Raw genomic sequence first — 17,679 nt, 5'->3', positions numbered from 1 at the left:
GCCACGAGGGGATGGAATAGGTGGGAGAGGTACCGAATCCCACTTTGTTATGGCGTGGCTTCGGGTCGCGCGCGTGGGCCCGCCCTCCACCGCCCCGCCGCCGGGTTCCACCGTCCCGCCGCCGAGTTCCCCGCCGAGCGGATCACGTCCTGACGCCGTGAACCCCGCTGTCTTCACACGTGGCCCGGCGTCCGACGGGCGCGTTCGTGACTCCGGCGGCGAACAGCCGGCCTATAACAATGGTCGTCGCCGGGGAGGTCCGTGACAACCGTCGGGTCCGGACCGGTCTCGACACTGCACACATGTATGAGGAGACAACGGTTGGCGTGGTCGTACCGGCATATAACGAGGAAGGGTTCGTCGGCGAGGTGATCGAGACGCTCCCGTCGTACGTCGATCGGGTGTACGTCATCGACGACTGCTCGACCGACGGGACGTGGGCGGAGATCCGCCGGACCGCCGAGCGCGTCAACGACCGTGATGACGGTTCCGGTGACGACGCCGGCGGGTTCGACCGTCGCGTCGTCCCGATCCAGCACGACGAGAACCGCGGCGTCGGCGGCGGGATCAAGACGGGGTACCTGCGGGCGCGGCGCGACGACGTCGGCGTCACGGCCGTCATGGGTGGGGACGGACAGATGGACCCGAACCAGCTCGAGGCGGTGATAGCGCCGATCGTCGCCGGCGAGGCCGACTACGTCAAGGGGAACCGGCTGCTCAGCGCCGACGACCGCGAGGAGATGCCCGGATTCCGCTACGTCGGCAACGTGATCCTCTCGTACCTGACGAAGATCGCCAGCGGCTACTGGCGGATCGGGGACCCACAGAACGGGTACACGGCGATCTCCCTGGCGGCGCTCGAGGGCGTGGGGATCGAGGAGATGTTCGAGTTCTACGGCTACTGTAACGACCTCCTGGTCCGGTTGAGCGCGAACGATTACCGCGTCGTCGACGTGCCGGTCTCCGCGCGGTACCGCGACGAGGAGAGCCACATCGACTACCGGACCTACGTCCCGCTCGTCTCGCTGATGCTCCTTCGGACGTTCCTGTGGCGGCTGTTCGTCCGCCGGACCACGAAGGCGGAGGCGGCGCGGTCGGGGCTGTACGTCGGCGGCGCGATCGGCGTCGGTATGGGGACGTTAACGGCGCTCCGGTCGCGGAAGCGACAGGGGGAAACAACCGACGCTCCCGGCGGCGACGCCACCCCGGCGCTGGCCGACGGCGGACGCCTGCCGTCCCGCGTGCGGCGGGTCCCGATCCTCGCCGTCGGTATCGTGCTGCTGCTGTGCGCGATGGTCGCTGACGCGGCCATCAATCGGGCCCTGAACGGGACGGTCGAGTAGCCACCGACGCCGAGCCGACGGTGACCGTCACCGCGAACGACACCGCCGTCGAAGCACGGTGTTTCGACACGTCGCCGAGCCGACCGGGACGTCAGCGTCAGTGGGTCAGTTCTCGACGTCAGATCGCGAGCCCGTTCGCGTCGATCGTCTCCCACACCGACTCGCCGCGCCGCGTCAGCGCGTACTCCCGGCGGGTCAGTCGTCCGTCGGCGGTCGCGGCCGTGACGAGGTTCCGTTCGTGGAGCTGTCCGAGCGCTCGGGAGACGTGCGTGGTCGAAACGCCCATCGTCGACGCGAGTTCCGTCGGCGTCGACGCCGTCGCAGCGAGCCGACGAACGACCGACACGCGGTAGCCGGAACTGATGACGTATCCAACGGTGTCCCACAGCGATCCCATACGTCCCCGCACTGCCGATGAACGGATAAAGCCGTTCGTTCGGGCGGTCCTCGCCGCGCCCCCGTCGCGTCGGCCGGGGTTGGTTGACCCGTCACGGGACGCCAGGTCGACGCACCGACCGACGATCGCACGGTCGTCGTTCCGGCGTCGACGGACCGTTGGGACGACGTTTCCTTCCGAAACCAGTGGGTAACAAAGGGTCAATGGACGGGTATCGTCGTCCATGCAAGCGACGTATCTGTCCTCGGCGGCGGTGCTGATCGAAGACGATCGAACGTCGATCCTCTGTGACCCGTGGCTCCTCGACGGCGCGTACTACGGGTCGTGGGCGCACTACCCTCCGCTGGAGCCGGACCCGGAGGACTTCAACGACGTGGACTACATCTACATCTCCCACATCCACCCCGACCACTTCCATCCCGACACGCTTCGCCGGATGGACACGGACATCCCCGTGTTGATCCACGACTACCGCTGGGACTACCTCCGCGACGCCGTCGAGGAGCTGGGGTTCGAAGCGATCGAACTCCCGCACAACGAGCGCACTCACCTCGGCGGGGGACTGCACATCAACGTCCTCGCGGCGGACGGCTGTGACCCCGAGCTGTGCGGGAACTTCTTCGGCTGCAGCTGGTACGACACGAAGGCGGACGAGACGGGTTCGACGCAGGTGGACTCGATGGCCGTCATCGACAACGGCGAGCACACCGTCGTCAACACCAACGACTGCCCGTACCCGATCGCGGAGGCGAGCTGTCGACAGATCGTCGACCAGTACGGTGACGTCGACCTGCTGTGTCACCAGTACAGCGCCGCCCAGTTCTATCCGCAGGCGATGACGAACTACACTCACGAGGAGTTGATCTCCGAACGCGACCGCGTGATCCGCGAGAAACACGAGCTGGCGCTCAACTTCCTGGAGACGTTCGAGCCGTCGTACTACATGCCGTTCGCGGGCGAGTACGTCCTCGCTGGCGACCTCGCGGACCGAAACGAGTACACGGCGAACCCGCCGCGCGAGCAGGCCCGCGAGTTCTTCGTCGAGCACGTGGATCCCGACGAGCACGAGTGCGTCTTCCTCAACTCCGGCGAACACATCGACCTCGCCGACGGGGAGCGATCGTCGCCGTTCGAGCCGATCGACCAGGCGGCCAAGCAGGAGTACATCGACACCGTGCTCGCCGAACGCTCCTTCGACTACGAGGCCGACCCGACCCCCTCGCTTCACGAGCTGCAGGCGTACGTGCCCCACGCCTACGAGAAGCTGGAGGCGAAACGGGAACGGATCGGCTACGCGACCGACACCACGGTGTACGTCTCGCTCGTCGACGACGTCTATCTCGCTCTCTCCATGAACGGGGAGGGGTTCGAGTATACCCGTGACCCGGACCTGTCGGTTGACTACGTCAAGCTGGAGGCCGATCCTCGCCTGCTGCGGCGGCTGTTCGAGGGGCCACACGAGGCCTACTGGGCCGACGCGAAGATCGGCTCTCACCTCGGCGTGAGCAAGGAGCCGGACATCTACGAACGCGGACTGTACAACAGTCTCAGCGCGTTCCACACGCACGGGGTCGACGTCGACCCGGACCCGGTCGGAGCGGTGTCCGACGACTAGTCACTCCCCCGTTCTCCGCTCCTTCAGTCGCCCCTCGACGAACGCCGCGAAGTCCGCCGTGAACGCTTCGACCTCCGCCCAGTCCGTGTACTCGTGGTCCCGAGACGTGTCGACGTCCCCGGTCGCGCCCGCGGCGATCCGTTTCATCACGATCCGCTTGAGGAACCCGTATTTCGAGTACCGGAGCGCGCCCCCGAACAGCCCGATCCGGTCCGGGTCCCAGCCGGTCGCCTCGAGTAAGTCGTCGACGTACTTCGCGGCCTCCGCTCGCCGACGTTCGTCGTCGACCGCCGACGACAGCGACAGCTGGAACAGCGCGGTCGGTCGCGTCGCCAGCGCGGTCCGTTCCCGCTCGATCAGGGCTCGGATCCCGGCGTGGTGTCTTCCGCCGTGGATCGACGACCCGATCAACGCCGCGTCGAACCCGTCCACGAGAGCGTCTGCGGCTGCCTCCTCGACGTCGACGGTCGTGACTTCGTGGCCGCGCTCCGCCAGCGTCTCGCCGATCCGGGCCGCCACGCTCGCCGTCTGTCCCTCTCCCGTCCCGTACACGACGAGGAACGATGCCATGGTGTGTTACTCGTCCTCGCGGCTTGTAAAACGGGAGGTCCGTATCCGACGCCATCCGACGCCCACCGGGCTGCTACACCGCCCAGATCAGCACCGCGGAGACGGCGACGAGCGCGACGTGGAACGCGGCGTGTGCGACCATCGCCGTCTCGAGCGACCGCCGCCAGAACAGCCAGCCGAGCGCGATCCCGACGATCGCGTTCAGGAGCACGGTTCGGACCGCCACCGCGGCGGTGACCTCGACGACCGCCGCCAACGCGGGCAGGTGGCCGATCCCGAAGACGACCGCACTGACCACGATAGCGGCCCACATCACCGGTGCGGACGGCGTCTCGCCGATTGCTCCCCTCTCCCCGACGCCGTCTCCGCCCCCACCGAGCTTCCGGCGACCCCACCAGAGGACGAACGCGACGGGGGCCATGACTCCCCAGCGTAACAGGACCTCCTCCGTGATCCCGCCGTAGAGGAGCCGCATCGGGATCGATGCGACCAGCTCACGCATCGCCTCGGCTCCGGTGGCGGCGTCGCCGGCGGGCAGCCCCGTCACCGGGGCGAACACGGCGTCGAGGACGGCCACGACGCCGAACAAGAGGGCTCCCGTGGCGGCCGCGAGCGGGATCGACGCCCGGAACGCCCTCCAGTCGACCTCCTTTTCCGATCCCCACGCGAAGACGTGCGACTGAAGGCCGATCCGGGGCGCGGTGACCGCGCCGATGACCACCGCGGGAACGAGGAACAAGGCCGGATTCACGGCCGCGATCAGCACGAGCGCGGGGTACGACAGCAGCGCCAGTTCCGGGACCTCGCGGAGGGCCGGAACCGAGTACACGGCGACGGCGACGACGCCGGCCACGCCGAGCGCGAACAGCGCGGCCGCACCGCGGAACGTGGACCGCCAGCCTCGCGTCGGATTACGCGCCCGCATCGGTATCCTCCGGGGGACGCCTGTCCGGGATCAGATCGAACGACCCGTCGACGTCGCCCAACACGAGCAGCGCGTAGTAGCGGAGGTACGTCACGACCGGGACCTGTACGATCGCCCAGACGACGACCATCGCCGCCCCGAACAGGAGCGCGAGGCCGACGACGGCGACGATCACGGCCGTCGACGGGACCGACAGGGCCACGAGCGCGAGCACGACCACGACCGCAACGGGAACGAGTAGGACGACCGCGACGAACCCGACCACGATGGAGGCGACGAGCCCGATGGCGACCGTCAGCAGGAACCCGATCACGAGGTACGCCAGGTACTGTTTCCACTCCGATCTGATCGACCTCCACAGCAGCTTCCACCCCGCGAGCACCCCCGAGTCGCGCTGGATCATCAGGGGTACGACGAAGACGGTCGTAAAGCCCGAGACCACCGCGTAGAGGGCCCCCACGAGGAACAACAACGGGACCCCCACGAGGAACGCCGTCACGGGCAGTAGCGGGTCCGTTCCGATGAGAAGCGGCACGAACAACACCGCGAGCCAGCCGAGGAACAGCGCCAGCATCGGGAGGCCGATCGCGACTCGGAAGCCGAACAGGCGGATGCCCTGTCGCCACCGCCCGCGCCAGTAGCGACGGACGGTCACCTCGCCGCTGCGGAGCGACTCGACCAGGACGAACTCCATGATCGCGGCGACGAGCGCGAACAGCGCTCCGAGGACAACTCCGGCGATCGCGACCGCCGCGACGATGGTCACGAGATCGACGGGGAGCGCGAACGGGAGGTCGCTCACGGGGACCCCGTTCGACGGCCCGTCGGGACCGGACGCCCCCGAGCCGCCGGAGGTGTTGAACTGCGCCGACGGGAAGCTCAACCCGCCCCCGACGAAGAAGACGACGAAGGCGAGCTTCAGCCACCGACGGACGCCGATCGGCGTCAGGAACTCCCTGGTGACGACGAACGCGGTCTCGATGTTGCGAACGGCATGGAGGGGCATACGTGTCGTTTCGCTTACGTTCGTGTTAGGTGTTCTGGCGGGCCGGACACGGAGGGATCGACCCGATGCACGCTCGGTATCGTCGACGCGCCGAACGCTCCCGTGACCGCTCGGTCGCTGAGAACGGATCCCGGTGGCAGCGACGGCATTTATCAGTGATCGGTGCGGTTTTCGCATGTGAGAACCTGCGTCGGCGCGCGAGAAGCGCGCGCGAGGGAGCAGTCGGGGCCGCCAGAGGTTCTCGGCGGCCCCGACTGCGAGGCTGGGGAGGGTGAGGCCGCGTTGCGGGACGGTACGGCGCGCCCCCGAGGTTCCTTCGTCGTTCGTCTCGGGACCGACTCTCCGCAACCCGTCTGACTGCTTATAAACACCCACGTCGTCGCCACGACCACTTATAAACGCCAACGCTATCTCTGTGGCCATTTATCAACGCGGGCCGCGACGGATCGCTCGATCCACACCCTTCAGTGTCCGGCCCTTCCGGGCGAGCAACCCGTCTGAAAACCGGTGTATCGGGATCATAGCGGAGCCTGTGTCCCCACGGAGCGTCCCGTTGAACCCCGCGTTCGAGGACGTCGCCCCGCGTTCGAGGATGTCGCCCCGCGTCAGTCGTCCCCGGTGGACTCCAGCGGATCGTCGTCGATCGGAGCAGTGCGATCGATCCGTCCCGTCTCGTATCCGGTCCAGTCGAACCGGTCCTGGAAGTAGATCGCGACGTGCACCAACGCGAGCAGGACGGGTACCTCGATCAGCGGACCGATGACCGTCGCGAACGCGACGCCTGAGCCGACGCCAAAGACGGCGATCGCGACGGCGATCGCGAGCTCGAAGTTGTTGCTCGCGGCGGTGAAGCCGATCGCGGTCGTCGTCGAGTAGTCCGCACCGATGCCGCGTCCCATCCCGAAGCTCACGAGGAACATCACCACGAAGTAGATCGTGAGCGGGGCCGCGAGCCACACCACGTCGAGCGGCTGGGAGAGGATGTTGTCGCCCTGCGTGGCGAACATCACGATAACGGTGAAAAGCAGCGCGAGCAGGGTGAGGGGACTGATCTTCGGCACGAACTGCTCTTCGTACCACTCCTCACCCTTCGAGCGGACCCCACCGAGCCGGGTCACGATCCCGCCCGCAAACGGAATGCCGAGGAAGATCGCGATCGCCCAGAACACCTGCTGAACGGTGATGTCGAACGCGCCGATCCCGGCGACCATCGCGTCGAGCCCCAGGATCGGCGGGAGAACGAGCGCGAAAAACCAGATGTACACGCCGTAGGTGACGATCTGGAAGACGCTGTTGAACGCGACCAACCCCGCGGCGTACTCGCTGGATCCGTCCGCGAGGTCGTTCCAGACCAGCACCATGGCGATACAACGGGCCATCCCGATGAAGATGAGCCCGAGGAAGTACTCGGGCCGCGCGGGGAACCACGGAATGATCCCGCTGAAGAAGACCACCGCGAGCGCGAACATCAGCGTCGGTCCGATGAGCCAGTTCTGTATCAGGCTCAACGAAAGGATACGCCACTTGGAGAACACTCGCGGGAGCTGGCGGTAGTTCACCTTCGCGAGCGGTGGGTACATCATCGCGATGAGCCCGATCTCGACGAGGTAGTAGTCCTGGATCGGTCCGACAACGGACGGTGCGACGTAGCCCAGCCCGACACCGACGGCCATCGCGCCGAAGATCCAGACGGTCAGGTACTTGTCGAGGAAGTCCATCGAGCGCGGATCGCCACAGGCGTCGCAACCGCAGTCGGGCCCGTGCTCGTGTGGCGTCTCGCTCACGACGGCGTCACCTCCGCGGCATCGAAGGGATCGGACGGCGATCGATACTGGTGCGTCGGAAGCGTGTTAGTGTACATTACGTGGATGGCGATGTCGCTGGAAGTGGCTACTCCTCGGCCGCGATCACGTCGAGTTGTACGTCCGCACCGCCGGGTAGCGAGCAGACGCCGACGACGGTTCGCGGCGGAAGTTCGACGTCGTCGAAGCGCGACTCGTAGACGTGATCGACCGCTTCCGCGGCGCTCGGATCCGTGACCTGGATCTCGAGTTTCATCACGTCGTTGAGCGTCAGGTTCCGGTTGTCGGCAAGGGCCGATTCGAGGTTATCGAGCGCGGTCGAAAACTGCTCTTCGACTGAATGATCGTTCAACACCTCTCCGCCGATTTCGGGCAGAACACCCTCGAAGAATCGCAGGTCGGACGATCCGGTTCGCTTCCCGAACGCACCGATATTTCCGGTTCCTTCGCGCTGGCGCTTGCTTTCTTCGCTCAATTCGAGGTCGACGTTCATCCCAGTATTGCGGCCCTCATCCGATCCGGCTTCGGTCGTTTCCTGATCCATAATAGATGAACAGTTATTCATATATTAAAACTCTTCGAAGGGGGTCAGGAAGTACGATCCGGTCGCGGCCGCTCCTTCGAGCGAGAGGAGCCGCTCCGCGTCGCGGACGAACGCTCGAACCCGTCGATCTCGGTGGTATTCATATCCGCCTATATGCTCGAATAACGCTTCCCGCCCGAGAGATTGCGCCGTCCCGTCTCACAGCAGGTGATACAGTCCAGCCGCGAGGAGCGCTCCCAGGATCGGACCCACGATAGGCACCCAGGAATACGCCCAGTCGGACGGTCCCTTGTGCGGAAACGGGAGCACCGCGTGTGCGATCCGCGGGCCCAAGTCGCGTGCGGGATTGATCGCGTAGCCGGTGGGGCCACCCAAGGAGAGCCCGATACCGAGCACGACGAGGGCGATGGGGAGCGCCGACAGCGCCCCGAGCCCGAACCCGACCTCTTGCCCGTCGATGGTGATCGCCTGGAGTACCTCACCTGACGCAGCGTCAGAGAATCCCGCGGAGTTCATGTATAAAACCCCGAAAACCAGTACGAACGTTCCGATGATTTCGGTCAGCAGGTTGGACGAATAGTTTCGGATCTCCGGAGCGGTCGAAAAGATCGCCAGCTTCGCGTCTTCGTCTTCCGTCGCGGCGAAGTGATCTTTGTACGCCAGCCATACCACTACGCCTCCCAAGAATCCACCGACCGTCTGTGCGACGATGTACGCCGGGACCTGCGCCCAATCGAACAATCCGGCAGCAGCGAGCCCGATCGTCACGGCGGGATTGATGTGACCGCCGCTGACTTGGCTGATGGTGAACACGCCCATGAATACCCCGATGGCCCACCCCCACGTGATGACGATCCAGCCGCCACCGTTTCCCTTCGTCTCGTTGAGCACGACGTTGGCGACGACCCCTCCACCGAATACGATGAGAATCGCCGTTCCGATGACCTCTGCAAGGTATGGGTGCATTTTCTACCCAATAGATTTATGATTGTTCATCTATTAAAATAGGCTGGATCCCTCGTCTTCGGCATATTTTCTGTGCTCATCGCTATAGACGACGATCGACGTCGGTGAACTACCCGCAGCCGTGCGGGATCGACTCGTGAACGTCAACACCCACGGATTCGCGTCAGATCGGTCGGAGAACGCGCGACCGCTGATTCATCGCGTTCGGTCGAGGGCCTCAACGAGCGCCTCCGCTCGCTCCGTCCTCGAGTAGCTTCGAGATCGTCCGTCCTTCCGCTTTTCTACGAGTCCGGCGTCGCAGAGAAGCGTCAACGCATGACTGACGGCGCTGTCGCTTATCGGCACGTACGGCGTGATCTCGTCGAACGGAACTGGATCGTTCGCCTCGACGAGTAGGCGGACGAGTCGGTACCGCGTCTCGTATCCGAACGCCGACAGCGCTTTGACGTCGACGGCCGTCGTCGCGTCGTCGATCAGCGTGTCGAGATCCGCCTCGGCAGACGGGTCGGACGAGGAGTCGGCCATTGTCGACGTGTTTTGCCGCGACCGGATTAACTGTTCTGTCGATCCGCCGCGCGCCCGATGACGAGGCGACACGAGGTATGCGACGGAACCGAACCGGCGACCGCAGTGCAGTCACTCTTCGGCCGCGATCACGTCGAGCTGGACGCCGGCACCGCCGGGCAACGAGCAGACGCCGACGACGGTCCGCGGCGGGAACGCGACGTCGTCGAACCGCGACTCGTACGCTCGATCGACGGCTGCCCCCGCGCCCGCGTCCGCGAGCTGGATCTCGACTTTCAGTACATCCGCGAGGGACGCGTTACGGTTTTCGAGCATCAGTTCGAGCCGATCCAAACACATCCGTATCTGCTCGTCGATCGGCTCCGATCCCTTCACGTCTCCGTTGATCTCCGGGAGGATCCCTTGGAAGAAGACCAGGTCCGACTCGCCGGTCCGCATCCCGAACCCGCCGACGTTGTTGATACCCTCACGCTGACGCTTGCTCTCCTCGCTTAGCGACCCGTCGACGGAGATCTCATCTTCACGGTTCGTCTGATCGTTTCGAGTAGCCGTTCGTTGCGACATACGATTCAGTATCCATTCAAACGTTTAAGACGTCTTCGATCCTCCGGAAGTGTGATAACGGCGACCCCTTCACTACCGGTCTACGACGGAACGATGCCCGAGGACAGTAGTACGCCTAATATCGCCAAAACCCGTCGAAAATCGCCACAAAGACGTCCGCGAAACGAGCGGGACAGATACTCAGACCGTGCATTTCGGAGATCGCGACATCCCGTGTCGCCTGATCGCATACTGCATCCGCTATGTCCGAATACAACTGAATATGTGGCTAAACGTGTCTCCTCGCCCGATGACCCTCTCGGGAGTCGAGGCGGCGCTGTTCGACTCGTGAGACTACGTGATGATGGCCGTGCCGATCGGGATCGCGGTCGTCGTGCTGTTCACGAGCGATTTCACTGAGCTGCTCCGGGCCGACGCGTCTTCCTTCTTACAGCGGTCGCGAGCCGTCGAGCGCGACGAGCACGGCGTTCGCACGCGGCGTCGCGCGGTACATCCGCCACTTGCCGTCCTTCCGGCGGGCGACGAGCCCGGCGTCGGTGAGCTTCGAAAGGGCGTGGCTGATCGCGCTGTCGCTCACGTCTAACAGCGGTGAGAGCTCACACACACACAGCTCGTCGTCGGCCGTGTGAAGCATTCGGACGATCTTGTATCGCGTCTCGTTGCCCAGCGCCGACAGCAGTTCGACGTCGGCGTCGAGGTCTGAGGCGCCCGTGGCCTCGGTCAATGCCTCCAGCTCCGCCAGCCGCTCGGACAGGTCCTCGTCGGTACAGGAGCCGCATTCGTCGGCGACGTATCGTCGCAGGCGATCGGTCGATGACATACGAAACGATTGAACCGATATGAGAGTAAGCGTTGTGGATCGTCGGATACGTGATCTCCCGTACCCATATTAAATCTCCATTATAGCCGTATCTGTCTCTATCGAAGTGCTTATAATTTATTGATAGATCGTTCATTTAAATAGTTGGAAAGAGGGAAACGCACCGATGTCGCGTCCCGTTGGGGCTGACGGTTCAGACGACGACAGCCAATCCAACTCCACACGACGACTGATCCACTCTCTCCGAAGAAACGACGTGTTGTTTCACTGGCGTCTGCGGCCCCGCTCCCGGTGACGAGGTCGTCGCGGCCGCCGAGACGTTCGGCGAGGAACTCACAGCGGCGAAGGGATCGTCTTCGGAGTTCGCGTTCACGACGAAGCGATCGATGAAGAGGGGGGATCGACGTTAGCGTGTGTGTGGTGCCGACGACTGCTGTTGACTGCTCCCGACAATGTAGCAGTTGGCGAATCGCCGGCTCACTCCTCTTACAACTGCGTCACTCCGCGGACGACGGATCCGTCATGATTTCGTCGAACAGCGTGACGACGCGCTCTTCGATCTCGGCGCGGATCTTCCGCACGTCTCCGATCGGACGCCCGTGCGGGTCGTCGAGATCCCAGTCACGGTTTTCACCGTTCCACGTCACCGGGCAGACGTCCGACGCCGAACAGCCCATCGTGACGACGAGATCGACTCCCTGTAACTCGTCGCGCGTTACCTCCCGTGGCGTTCGATCGCTGAGGTCGATGTCCACCTCTGCCATTGCTTCGATGACGACGTCGTGGACGTGGTCGGCGGGCTGTGTCCCGCCGGTGATTATCCCGATCTGATCGTCTACACCACGACGATCGCGCTCGCGCTTAGCGAACGCGGCTGCCATCTGGCTCCGTCCCGCGTTTTGGACACAGATAAACGCGATCCGGTGGTCCGTCTGCCCGCTGTGTCGAGTCACGGCTCGTTGTACGGGAGGTACCGCCATAGTCGTTGCTTCGACCCGATATCGAGTGTCATCGTGTGGTACAGCCACCGCACCGCATTACTTGGAAGGAACGCTTCCAACAGGACCGACGGCTCCGATATGAACCGGCGAACAGTCCTCGCTGTATCGGCGTGACATCGTGTGGTATGCTGTCGAATAATATTCTCTCGGTTAGGAAACCCGTGATCGGGGTGACACGCGGCGTTCGATTTACGGCCGGACCGCCCACCGGGTCCGATTAACACCCTTCAGGGTCGATCCTTCCGGTTGATCGGCGGTGAGGGTTTTTATATGTCGTCTCTGAACGACTCGCCATGACCGAACCTGTCGTTCAAACCGAATTCGAGTTCACGCTCCCGAAAGGGTACGTTGACGACGAAGGAAGCCTCCACCGAGACGGTGTGATGCGGCTTGCGACGGCGATCGACGAGATCAAGCCGCTCCAGGATCCTCGGGTCAAGTCGGACCCCGCGTATCTGACCGTCCTCTTGTTGTCGCGAGTGGTCACCGACCTCGGCTCGTTGAACGCCGTGACACCACACGTGATAGAGAACCTCTTCGTTGCGGACGTGGATCATCTCCAGGACCTGTATCGGCGGGTCAATCAGGACGAGCGGCGGACGACGGACGCGACGTGTCCCGAGTGTGGTGAGCGGTTCGAGGCTCCGCTCGACTCGTCCCGGAGGTCGGACACGTCGTGACCCGAATGGACGACATCCGGACCGCCGGTCGATCGATGACCAGTACGCGGGGACCCATGACCGTCCTGCGCGACATCCGCGTGGTTGATCCCGATCCGGGAGTCCTCGAACTCGCTTCCGTCCGGACGGCAGACGCGGCGAGGGTCACCGTCGGTGAGCCACGTTTCGACCGCCCCGGCTCGAACAGCGATCGGTCCGGCATCGTGACTGTACGGTCGATGCTTTCCCCTACTGCGCGGCGGGTGGTGAACTCTGCGGCGGCGGATCTCGAACGAGTTCACGGGGTCGGCGAGGTGATCGCTACCCGACTGCGAAACGACGGGTTCCGGTCCGTCGGCGACGTCGTCGCGGCCGATCGCGAGGACCTGACCGACGTCACGGGGATCGGTGCGGTGCGCGCCGAGGGGATCCAGCGCTCCGCCGCTCGAGTTCTCGAGGAGACGGGAACGCGATGAGGTGTGGAGGGACGCGATGAGGTGTGGAGGGACGCGACGAGGTGTGGAGGGATGCGACGAACGAGCGGGACACGCCCGACACGGGTCCGATCGTCCGCGTGAGCCCGTGTCTCGATGCTCCCGTACTCGTCGTTTCAACAACAACGGTGGAACGGTCGCGAGCGGATCGGTATCGCGACGTGGTGGGAACGCCGTTCCGTTATCCGTGACGGGATCGACTCGGGTCCGCCGAGCGATCGTCGCCAGGCGCTCGATCGCCTCCGGGGCCCGTAGCGAACCGGTCCCAAAGGAACAGCGCCGGGGGGAGCGCGACGACCGCCGCGACGAACGAGTAGACGACGCTCATCGCCATCAGGAAGCCGAAGTCGCCCAACACCGGCGTGATGGCGAGCGCGAGCGAACCGGTCCCGAGCGCCGTCGTGAGCATGCTCCCGGTGAGCGCGCCGCCGGTCCCGGTGAGCGTCGTCTGCAGCGACGTGAACGTGTCGCCCCCCGCGTTGTACTCGTCGATGAACCGGGCGGTGATGTGAACCGAATAGGCGATCCCGATCCCGATCGCGATCGAGAGGATCGTCCCCGTGAGGGCGTTGAGCGGCATGCCCAAGTACCGCATCGTCCCGATCAACGACGCGACGGCGATCCCGATCGGGAAGACGTTCACGACGCCGAGCCACGGTCTCCCCTCCAAAACGCCGTAGGAGACGATGAGGAAGACGGTCGTCAGGCCGAGCGCGAGGATCATCCCCTGGATCGCGGACTCGAAGATGATCCGAGTGATCGCGTCGAAGATAACGATCTCCCCCGTCGCGGTGGCGGCGTAGCGGAAGCTCTCAGCGTGTTCGGTGCCGTCGGCGGACACCTCACGCTGGGTCGCCCCCGACTCGACGCTGTATTCGACTTGGGCACCCCGGCGGTCGTCGGTCAGGTACTGTTCGGCCTGCGGGCCGGCGGGCGAGGCGAGCAGCTCGTCGTAGATCCGGTCGAGGTTCCGGTCGGGGATCCCGTTCCCGCTGCGGTCGTTCCGCGCGACGAGCGCCCCGAACTCCGGGTCGGCGTCGGCGTGTGACTGGATCACCGTGACGATACTCGTCGCCTCGGCGCGCCCGCCGGGACCGACGGCGAGGCTGCCCGGCGGGTCGTCGTTCGGGCTCTCCAACGCTTCGAGCGCGTGGTCCTCCTCGAAGGGCCCCTCGACGAACAGCGTTATCGATTGGTCCTGATCGGTCTCGAACCGATCGTCGAGGAGGGTGATCGTCCCCGTGATCGTGTACTCGCCCGGTGCGAACGGCTCCGGGATGTACTCGACGTACCATCCCGGCTCCTCGGGCGGCAGGAAGTCCTCCTGCTCGAACGTCGTGTCGACGCCCATCCCGTACGCGCCCATCCCACCGCCGACGAGCAACAGCAGGACGACGAAGAGCGCGGGCGCGCGCCGCCCGACGGACACCGACACCGAGAGCAGACGGCCGAGCGCGGAGTCGTCGGACGCGATCGGCGACGAGTTGAACTCCGGCACGCCGTACGCCTCACGGAGCCGGTCGGTTTCGAGCTTCGCCGCGGGCAGGAAGAGCCCGAAGATCAGGAAGGTGAAGACGATGCCGACCGCGGAGACGATCCCGAGGTTCCGGATCGGGTCGAGGTCCGAGATCGCGTTCGCGCCGAACCCGAACACCGCCGTCACGGTCACGATGACGAACGCGATCGCGAGCTGGTTCGCGGCGATCCGCATCGCGGGGATCGGCTTTTTTCCCTCCACGGTCTCCTCCCGATACCGGTTGACGATGTGGATCCCGAAGTCGACGCCGACGGCCAACAGGAGGACGGGAACGGCGATCTGCTGTTGGTCGAACGGGATCCCCGAGAACCCGAGGAAACCGAACGTCCAGACGAGCGTCATCAACAGCGCGAACAGTCCGAGCGCGAGGTCGATCGGGTCACGATAGGCGATCGTGAGGAAGCCGAGCAGCATCACGACGACCACGGGCATGACGATCAGCAACGAGTCCCCGATGATGTCCTCGAACTCGGCGTTGAAGATCCCCTCCCCGAGCGGTCGGATGTCGGCGGGTGCGTCCGCCGCCAACGAACCGATCTCCGTCTGCATCGACTGGACGTCACCGGTGGAGAAACCCCGCGGGACGTCGTGTGAGACGACGGTTATCGAGGTCGACGCCGACGCCTGGTTGGCGTTGAAGTCGGTCGAGAGGGTCGCCGTGAATCGGGGATCGTCGGCGAGCTCCCGGACGACCTGTCTGATCTCGGTGTTCGTCGCCCCCTCGACGGCCCGTCGCTGTTCGGTCGGCGTTTCCGCGGCCGGGTCGATCCCCTGTGCGACGAGCGTCGCCGGGCCGTTCGCGGACTCCATCCGGAGGTCGTCACGGGCCTCGATCCGCTCCAGCAACCGAAGCATCTCGACGAGCGCCTCGCGGGTGAGGACGTCGGTACCGTCGTGGATCAGCTGTGTCGTCTCGCTATCCGCCGCGAACGGGTCGTCGAACTCCCGATCGATCGTGTCGAGCGCTTCCTGCTCGGGGAGATCTTCGGTGAACCCTTCCGTCGGGTCCACCGCCGTATCGATGGCCGTCATGCCGCCGGCGAAGACGACCGTGAGGACGAGGAACGCGGCGACGACCGTCCTCGGGCGCGAGACGATCCGCTCGTTGACGCCGGCGGTTACCTCGTGGATCCGGTCGCCGGGTCCGCTCATCTATGCGTCCCGCCTGTACAGGTAGTAGCCGCCGCCGGCCGCGAGGACGACGACGAGCCCGATGACCACGGCCAGCCAGGGGAACCCGCCTTCACCTTCGACGACCGTGATCGGAACGCGGGTCGTGTCCGACAGCTGGCTGTTCCCGCGCTCGTCGTCGTATCGGAAGTCGAACGAGATCGGGTACGTCTTTCCGGTCCCGGACGACTCCGCCTCCAGCTCGAAGGTGAGCGTCGTCGTCTCGCCGGGGGCGAGCGACTCGGAGTAGGCCTCGTCGTCGTCGCTGTCGAGGGGGCTGTCGGCGAACAGCCGCGCCTCGACGTCGGTGACGGTCTGATCGAGGTTGTTCGTGACGTCGACGTCGAACGCGACGGTGTCGCCGGCGCGGATCTCGCGGGTCTCTACGTCGAGGAGGAACTGGTCGCGTTTCGGCTCCACGTCGAACAGCAGCTCGACGTCCTCGTACAGTCGCGTCTCGAGGTCGGCGTTCCGGTACTGGATCGCGACGTCGGCGGTCCGGCTGATCGCCTCCGCCTCGCCGCCGATCTCGAGCGGGAGACGGAAGGAGGCGTCCTCGCCGGGTTCGAGGGTTCCGACCGCGACGGAGCGCTCGATCGGGATCACGTTCGGTGACTCCTCGGTGTACCTGACGACGACGTTTCGGGCCTCGACAGGGCCGTCGTTCCTCACGGTTCCGTACACGTCGCCGTTCTCGCCGACCCGGAGATCGGACTCGACGTCGTCGATGCTGAATCCTTGTGCGTCCATCGGGAGAACGCCGACGGACGGGCGTTCGTCCACACGACGCAGGCCGTCGCTCGTTTTGAACGAGACGGTTCCGTCGAGGGTGTACTCCCGAACCGGGGCGTCGCTGTCGAAGGCGATATCGTAGCTCACCGTCGCCGTGTCCCCGGGATCCAACTCCGCGATCCGCGCCGAGTCCCGCGGCTGGTCGCCGAATCCGAGCCCCGTACTCGACGACTCCAGGGCGACGTCGACGTCGCGGGCGGTGTCGGCACCGACGTTCTCGACGTCCGCTTCGAGGGTGCCGCGGTCGCCGACGAGCGCGTCGGTGGTCGCGTTGGTGATCTCGAACCGGGCGTCGTCGTCGACCTCCACCTCGACGGTGTCGGTGATCGTGCGCGTGCGGTCCTGGGTGACGCCGCCGTCCTGCTGGCGCGTGTACGAGTACCGGACCTCGACGTCGAGGTCGTACGTCCCCGGTTCGACGCCGTCGGGAACGCTGATCGCGACGTCGGTCTCACCGGGCTGGTTCTCGGTGACGGAGCCGATGGCGGTCTGTCCGGTCTCGACCGTCAGCGGGGAGTCCGCCTCGGCCTCGACGCGGACGTTCCTCGCCGTCGTCACGACCTCCCTGACCTCGGCGGTTCCGTAACTCAGGTCGCCGTCGTTCGAGACCTGGACGGTCACGGTGTTCGTCTCGCCGGGGTTGACCTTCGGATCCGGGAGGTGGACGTTCAGGTCGGGCTCCCCACGGACGCCAGGCGGCGCCTGCTGTGCGACGACCGTGTCGTCCGTCAGGAAGGCGTTCGATCCGGCAGCCCCGCCCGATCCGGGGGCGGCGGACGCTCCGGAGGTCGAGCCGGCACCGGCTGCGACGACCGCGACGCCGGTTAGGAGAAGGATAGCGGCGAGGAGCGTGACGGCGAGCGCTCTCCCGTTCATGTGGGGTCGCGGAGACCGAGTCGATGGAGCTGCGGTGCGTTACGTTTCACGCCCGTATCTTCGTCCACGAACC

Annotated in this window: 17 protein-coding genes; 4 read left to right on the top strand and 13 right to left on the bottom strand. The window is 65.3% G+C overall.

The features are described 5' to 3' along the window. Positions 1-302 precede the first annotated feature (302 nt). The gene (locus GRS48_RS11300) at positions 303-1,343 is read left to right on the top strand and encodes a glycosyltransferase family 2 protein (protein ID WP_159486552.1); all 1,041 of its coding nucleotides are present in this window, start codon (positions 303-305) and stop codon (positions 1,341-1,343) included. A 118-nt stretch (positions 1,344-1,461) separates the two neighbouring features. Here the strand turns inward: GRS48_RS11300 and GRS48_RS11295 are convergent, their stop codons facing one another. Next, positions 1,462-1,740, bottom strand: coding sequence for a winged helix-turn-helix transcriptional regulator (locus tag GRS48_RS11295; protein WP_159486550.1), 279 nt, complete (start codon positions 1,738-1,740; stop codon positions 1,462-1,464). A gap of 223 nt (positions 1,741-1,963) precedes the next feature. Between GRS48_RS11295 and GRS48_RS11290 the strand changes: the two genes are divergently transcribed. After that, on the top strand, positions 1,964-3,355 hold the full coding sequence (locus GRS48_RS11290) for an MBL fold metallo-hydrolase (RefSeq protein WP_159486548.1): 1,392 nt from the start codon (positions 1,964-1,966) through the stop codon (positions 3,353-3,355). Here the strand turns inward: GRS48_RS11290 and GRS48_RS11285 are convergent, their stop codons facing one another. The 10 genes from GRS48_RS11285 to GRS48_RS11240 form a co-directional block, all read right to left on the bottom strand. Then, positions 3,356-3,925 (bottom strand): flavodoxin domain-containing protein, encoded by a 570-nt coding sequence (locus GRS48_RS11285; protein ID WP_159486546.1) that lies wholly within the window; start codon positions 3,923-3,925, stop codon positions 3,356-3,358. 73 nt (positions 3,926-3,998) lie between these two features. Beyond that, positions 3,999-4,850, bottom strand: a complete 852-nt coding sequence (locus GRS48_RS11280) for a CPBP family intramembrane glutamic endopeptidase (RefSeq protein WP_159486544.1) — start codon at positions 4,848-4,850, stop codon at positions 3,999-4,001. Beyond that, entirely contained in the window at positions 4,837-5,856 is a 1,020-nt protein-coding gene (locus GRS48_RS15365) for a hypothetical protein (RefSeq protein ID WP_159486542.1), read from the bottom strand. The genes GRS48_RS11280 and GRS48_RS15365 overlap by 14 nt, the downstream gene beginning before the upstream one ends. 605 nt (positions 5,857-6,461) lie before the next feature. Continuing rightward, the gene (gene arsB, locus GRS48_RS11270) at positions 6,462-7,640 is read right to left on the bottom strand and encodes an ACR3 family arsenite efflux transporter (protein ID WP_321168412.1); all 1,179 of its coding nucleotides are present in this window, start codon (positions 7,638-7,640) and stop codon (positions 6,462-6,464) included. A gap of 106 nt (positions 7,641-7,746) precedes the next feature. Next, a complete protein-coding gene (locus GRS48_RS11265; RefSeq protein ID WP_235028056.1) occupies positions 7,747-8,202 on the bottom strand; it encodes a RidA family protein in 456 nt (151 codons plus the stop codon). A gap of 198 nt (positions 8,203-8,400) precedes the next feature. Continuing rightward, positions 8,401-9,168: an MIP/aquaporin family protein gene (locus GRS48_RS11260; RefSeq protein ID WP_159486540.1), complete on the bottom strand. Its 768-nt coding sequence runs from the start codon at positions 9,166-9,168 to the stop codon at positions 8,401-8,403. A 195-nt stretch (positions 9,169-9,363) separates the two neighbouring features. Further along, the gene (locus GRS48_RS11255) at positions 9,364-9,693 is read right to left on the bottom strand and encodes a helix-turn-helix transcriptional regulator (RefSeq protein ID WP_159486538.1); all 330 of its coding nucleotides are present in this window, start codon (positions 9,691-9,693) and stop codon (positions 9,364-9,366) included. A gap of 111 nt (positions 9,694-9,804) precedes the next feature. Further along, positions 9,805-10,257 (bottom strand): RidA family protein, encoded by a 453-nt coding sequence (locus GRS48_RS11250; protein WP_159486536.1) that lies wholly within the window; start codon positions 10,255-10,257, stop codon positions 9,805-9,807. Positions 10,258-10,684: 427 nt separating this feature from the next. Continuing rightward, the gene (locus GRS48_RS11245) at positions 10,685-11,077 is read right to left on the bottom strand and encodes a metalloregulator ArsR/SmtB family transcription factor (protein WP_159486534.1); all 393 of its coding nucleotides are present in this window, start codon (positions 11,075-11,077) and stop codon (positions 10,685-10,687) included. 497 nt (positions 11,078-11,574) lie between these two features. Beyond that, the gene (locus tag GRS48_RS11240; protein WP_321168411.1) at positions 11,575-12,030 is read right to left on the bottom strand and encodes a low molecular weight phosphatase family protein; all 456 of its coding nucleotides are present in this window, start codon (positions 12,028-12,030) and stop codon (positions 11,575-11,577) included. Positions 12,031-12,371: 341 nt separating this feature from the next. Here GRS48_RS11240 and GRS48_RS11235 point away from each other — a divergent pair, with 341 nt between their 5' ends. After that, positions 12,372-12,758 (top strand): hypothetical protein, encoded by a 387-nt coding sequence (locus GRS48_RS11235; protein WP_200840262.1) that lies wholly within the window; start codon positions 12,372-12,374, stop codon positions 12,756-12,758. A 56-nt stretch (positions 12,759-12,814) separates the two neighbouring features. Beyond that, positions 12,815-13,213 carry a helix-hairpin-helix domain-containing protein gene (locus GRS48_RS11230; RefSeq protein WP_159486530.1) on the top strand — a complete coding sequence of 133 codons (399 nt, stop codon included), beginning with the start codon at positions 12,815-12,817 and terminating at the stop codon, positions 13,211-13,213. Between the two features lie 199 nt (positions 13,214-13,412). On the opposite strand, the gene GRS48_RS11225 is transcribed toward GRS48_RS11230, so the two are convergent. Then, entirely contained in the window at positions 13,413-15,920 is a 2,508-nt protein-coding gene (locus tag GRS48_RS11225) for an RND family transporter (RefSeq protein WP_159486528.1), read from the bottom strand. Next, on the bottom strand, positions 15,921-17,606 hold the full coding sequence (locus GRS48_RS11220) for a COG1361 S-layer family protein (RefSeq protein WP_235028054.1): 1,686 nt from the start codon (positions 17,604-17,606) through the stop codon (positions 15,921-15,923). Positions 17,607-17,679 lie beyond the last annotated feature (73 nt).

Origin of the sequence: Halorubrum sp. JWXQ-INN 858 (assembly GCF_009806985.1) — an archaeon.
Classification (GTDB): Archaea; Halobacteriota; Halobacteria; order Halobacteriales; family Haloferacaceae; genus Halorubrum.
Note: the sequence above shows the minus strand (reverse complement) of the source record. Positions and strands in the feature narration are given on the sequence as shown.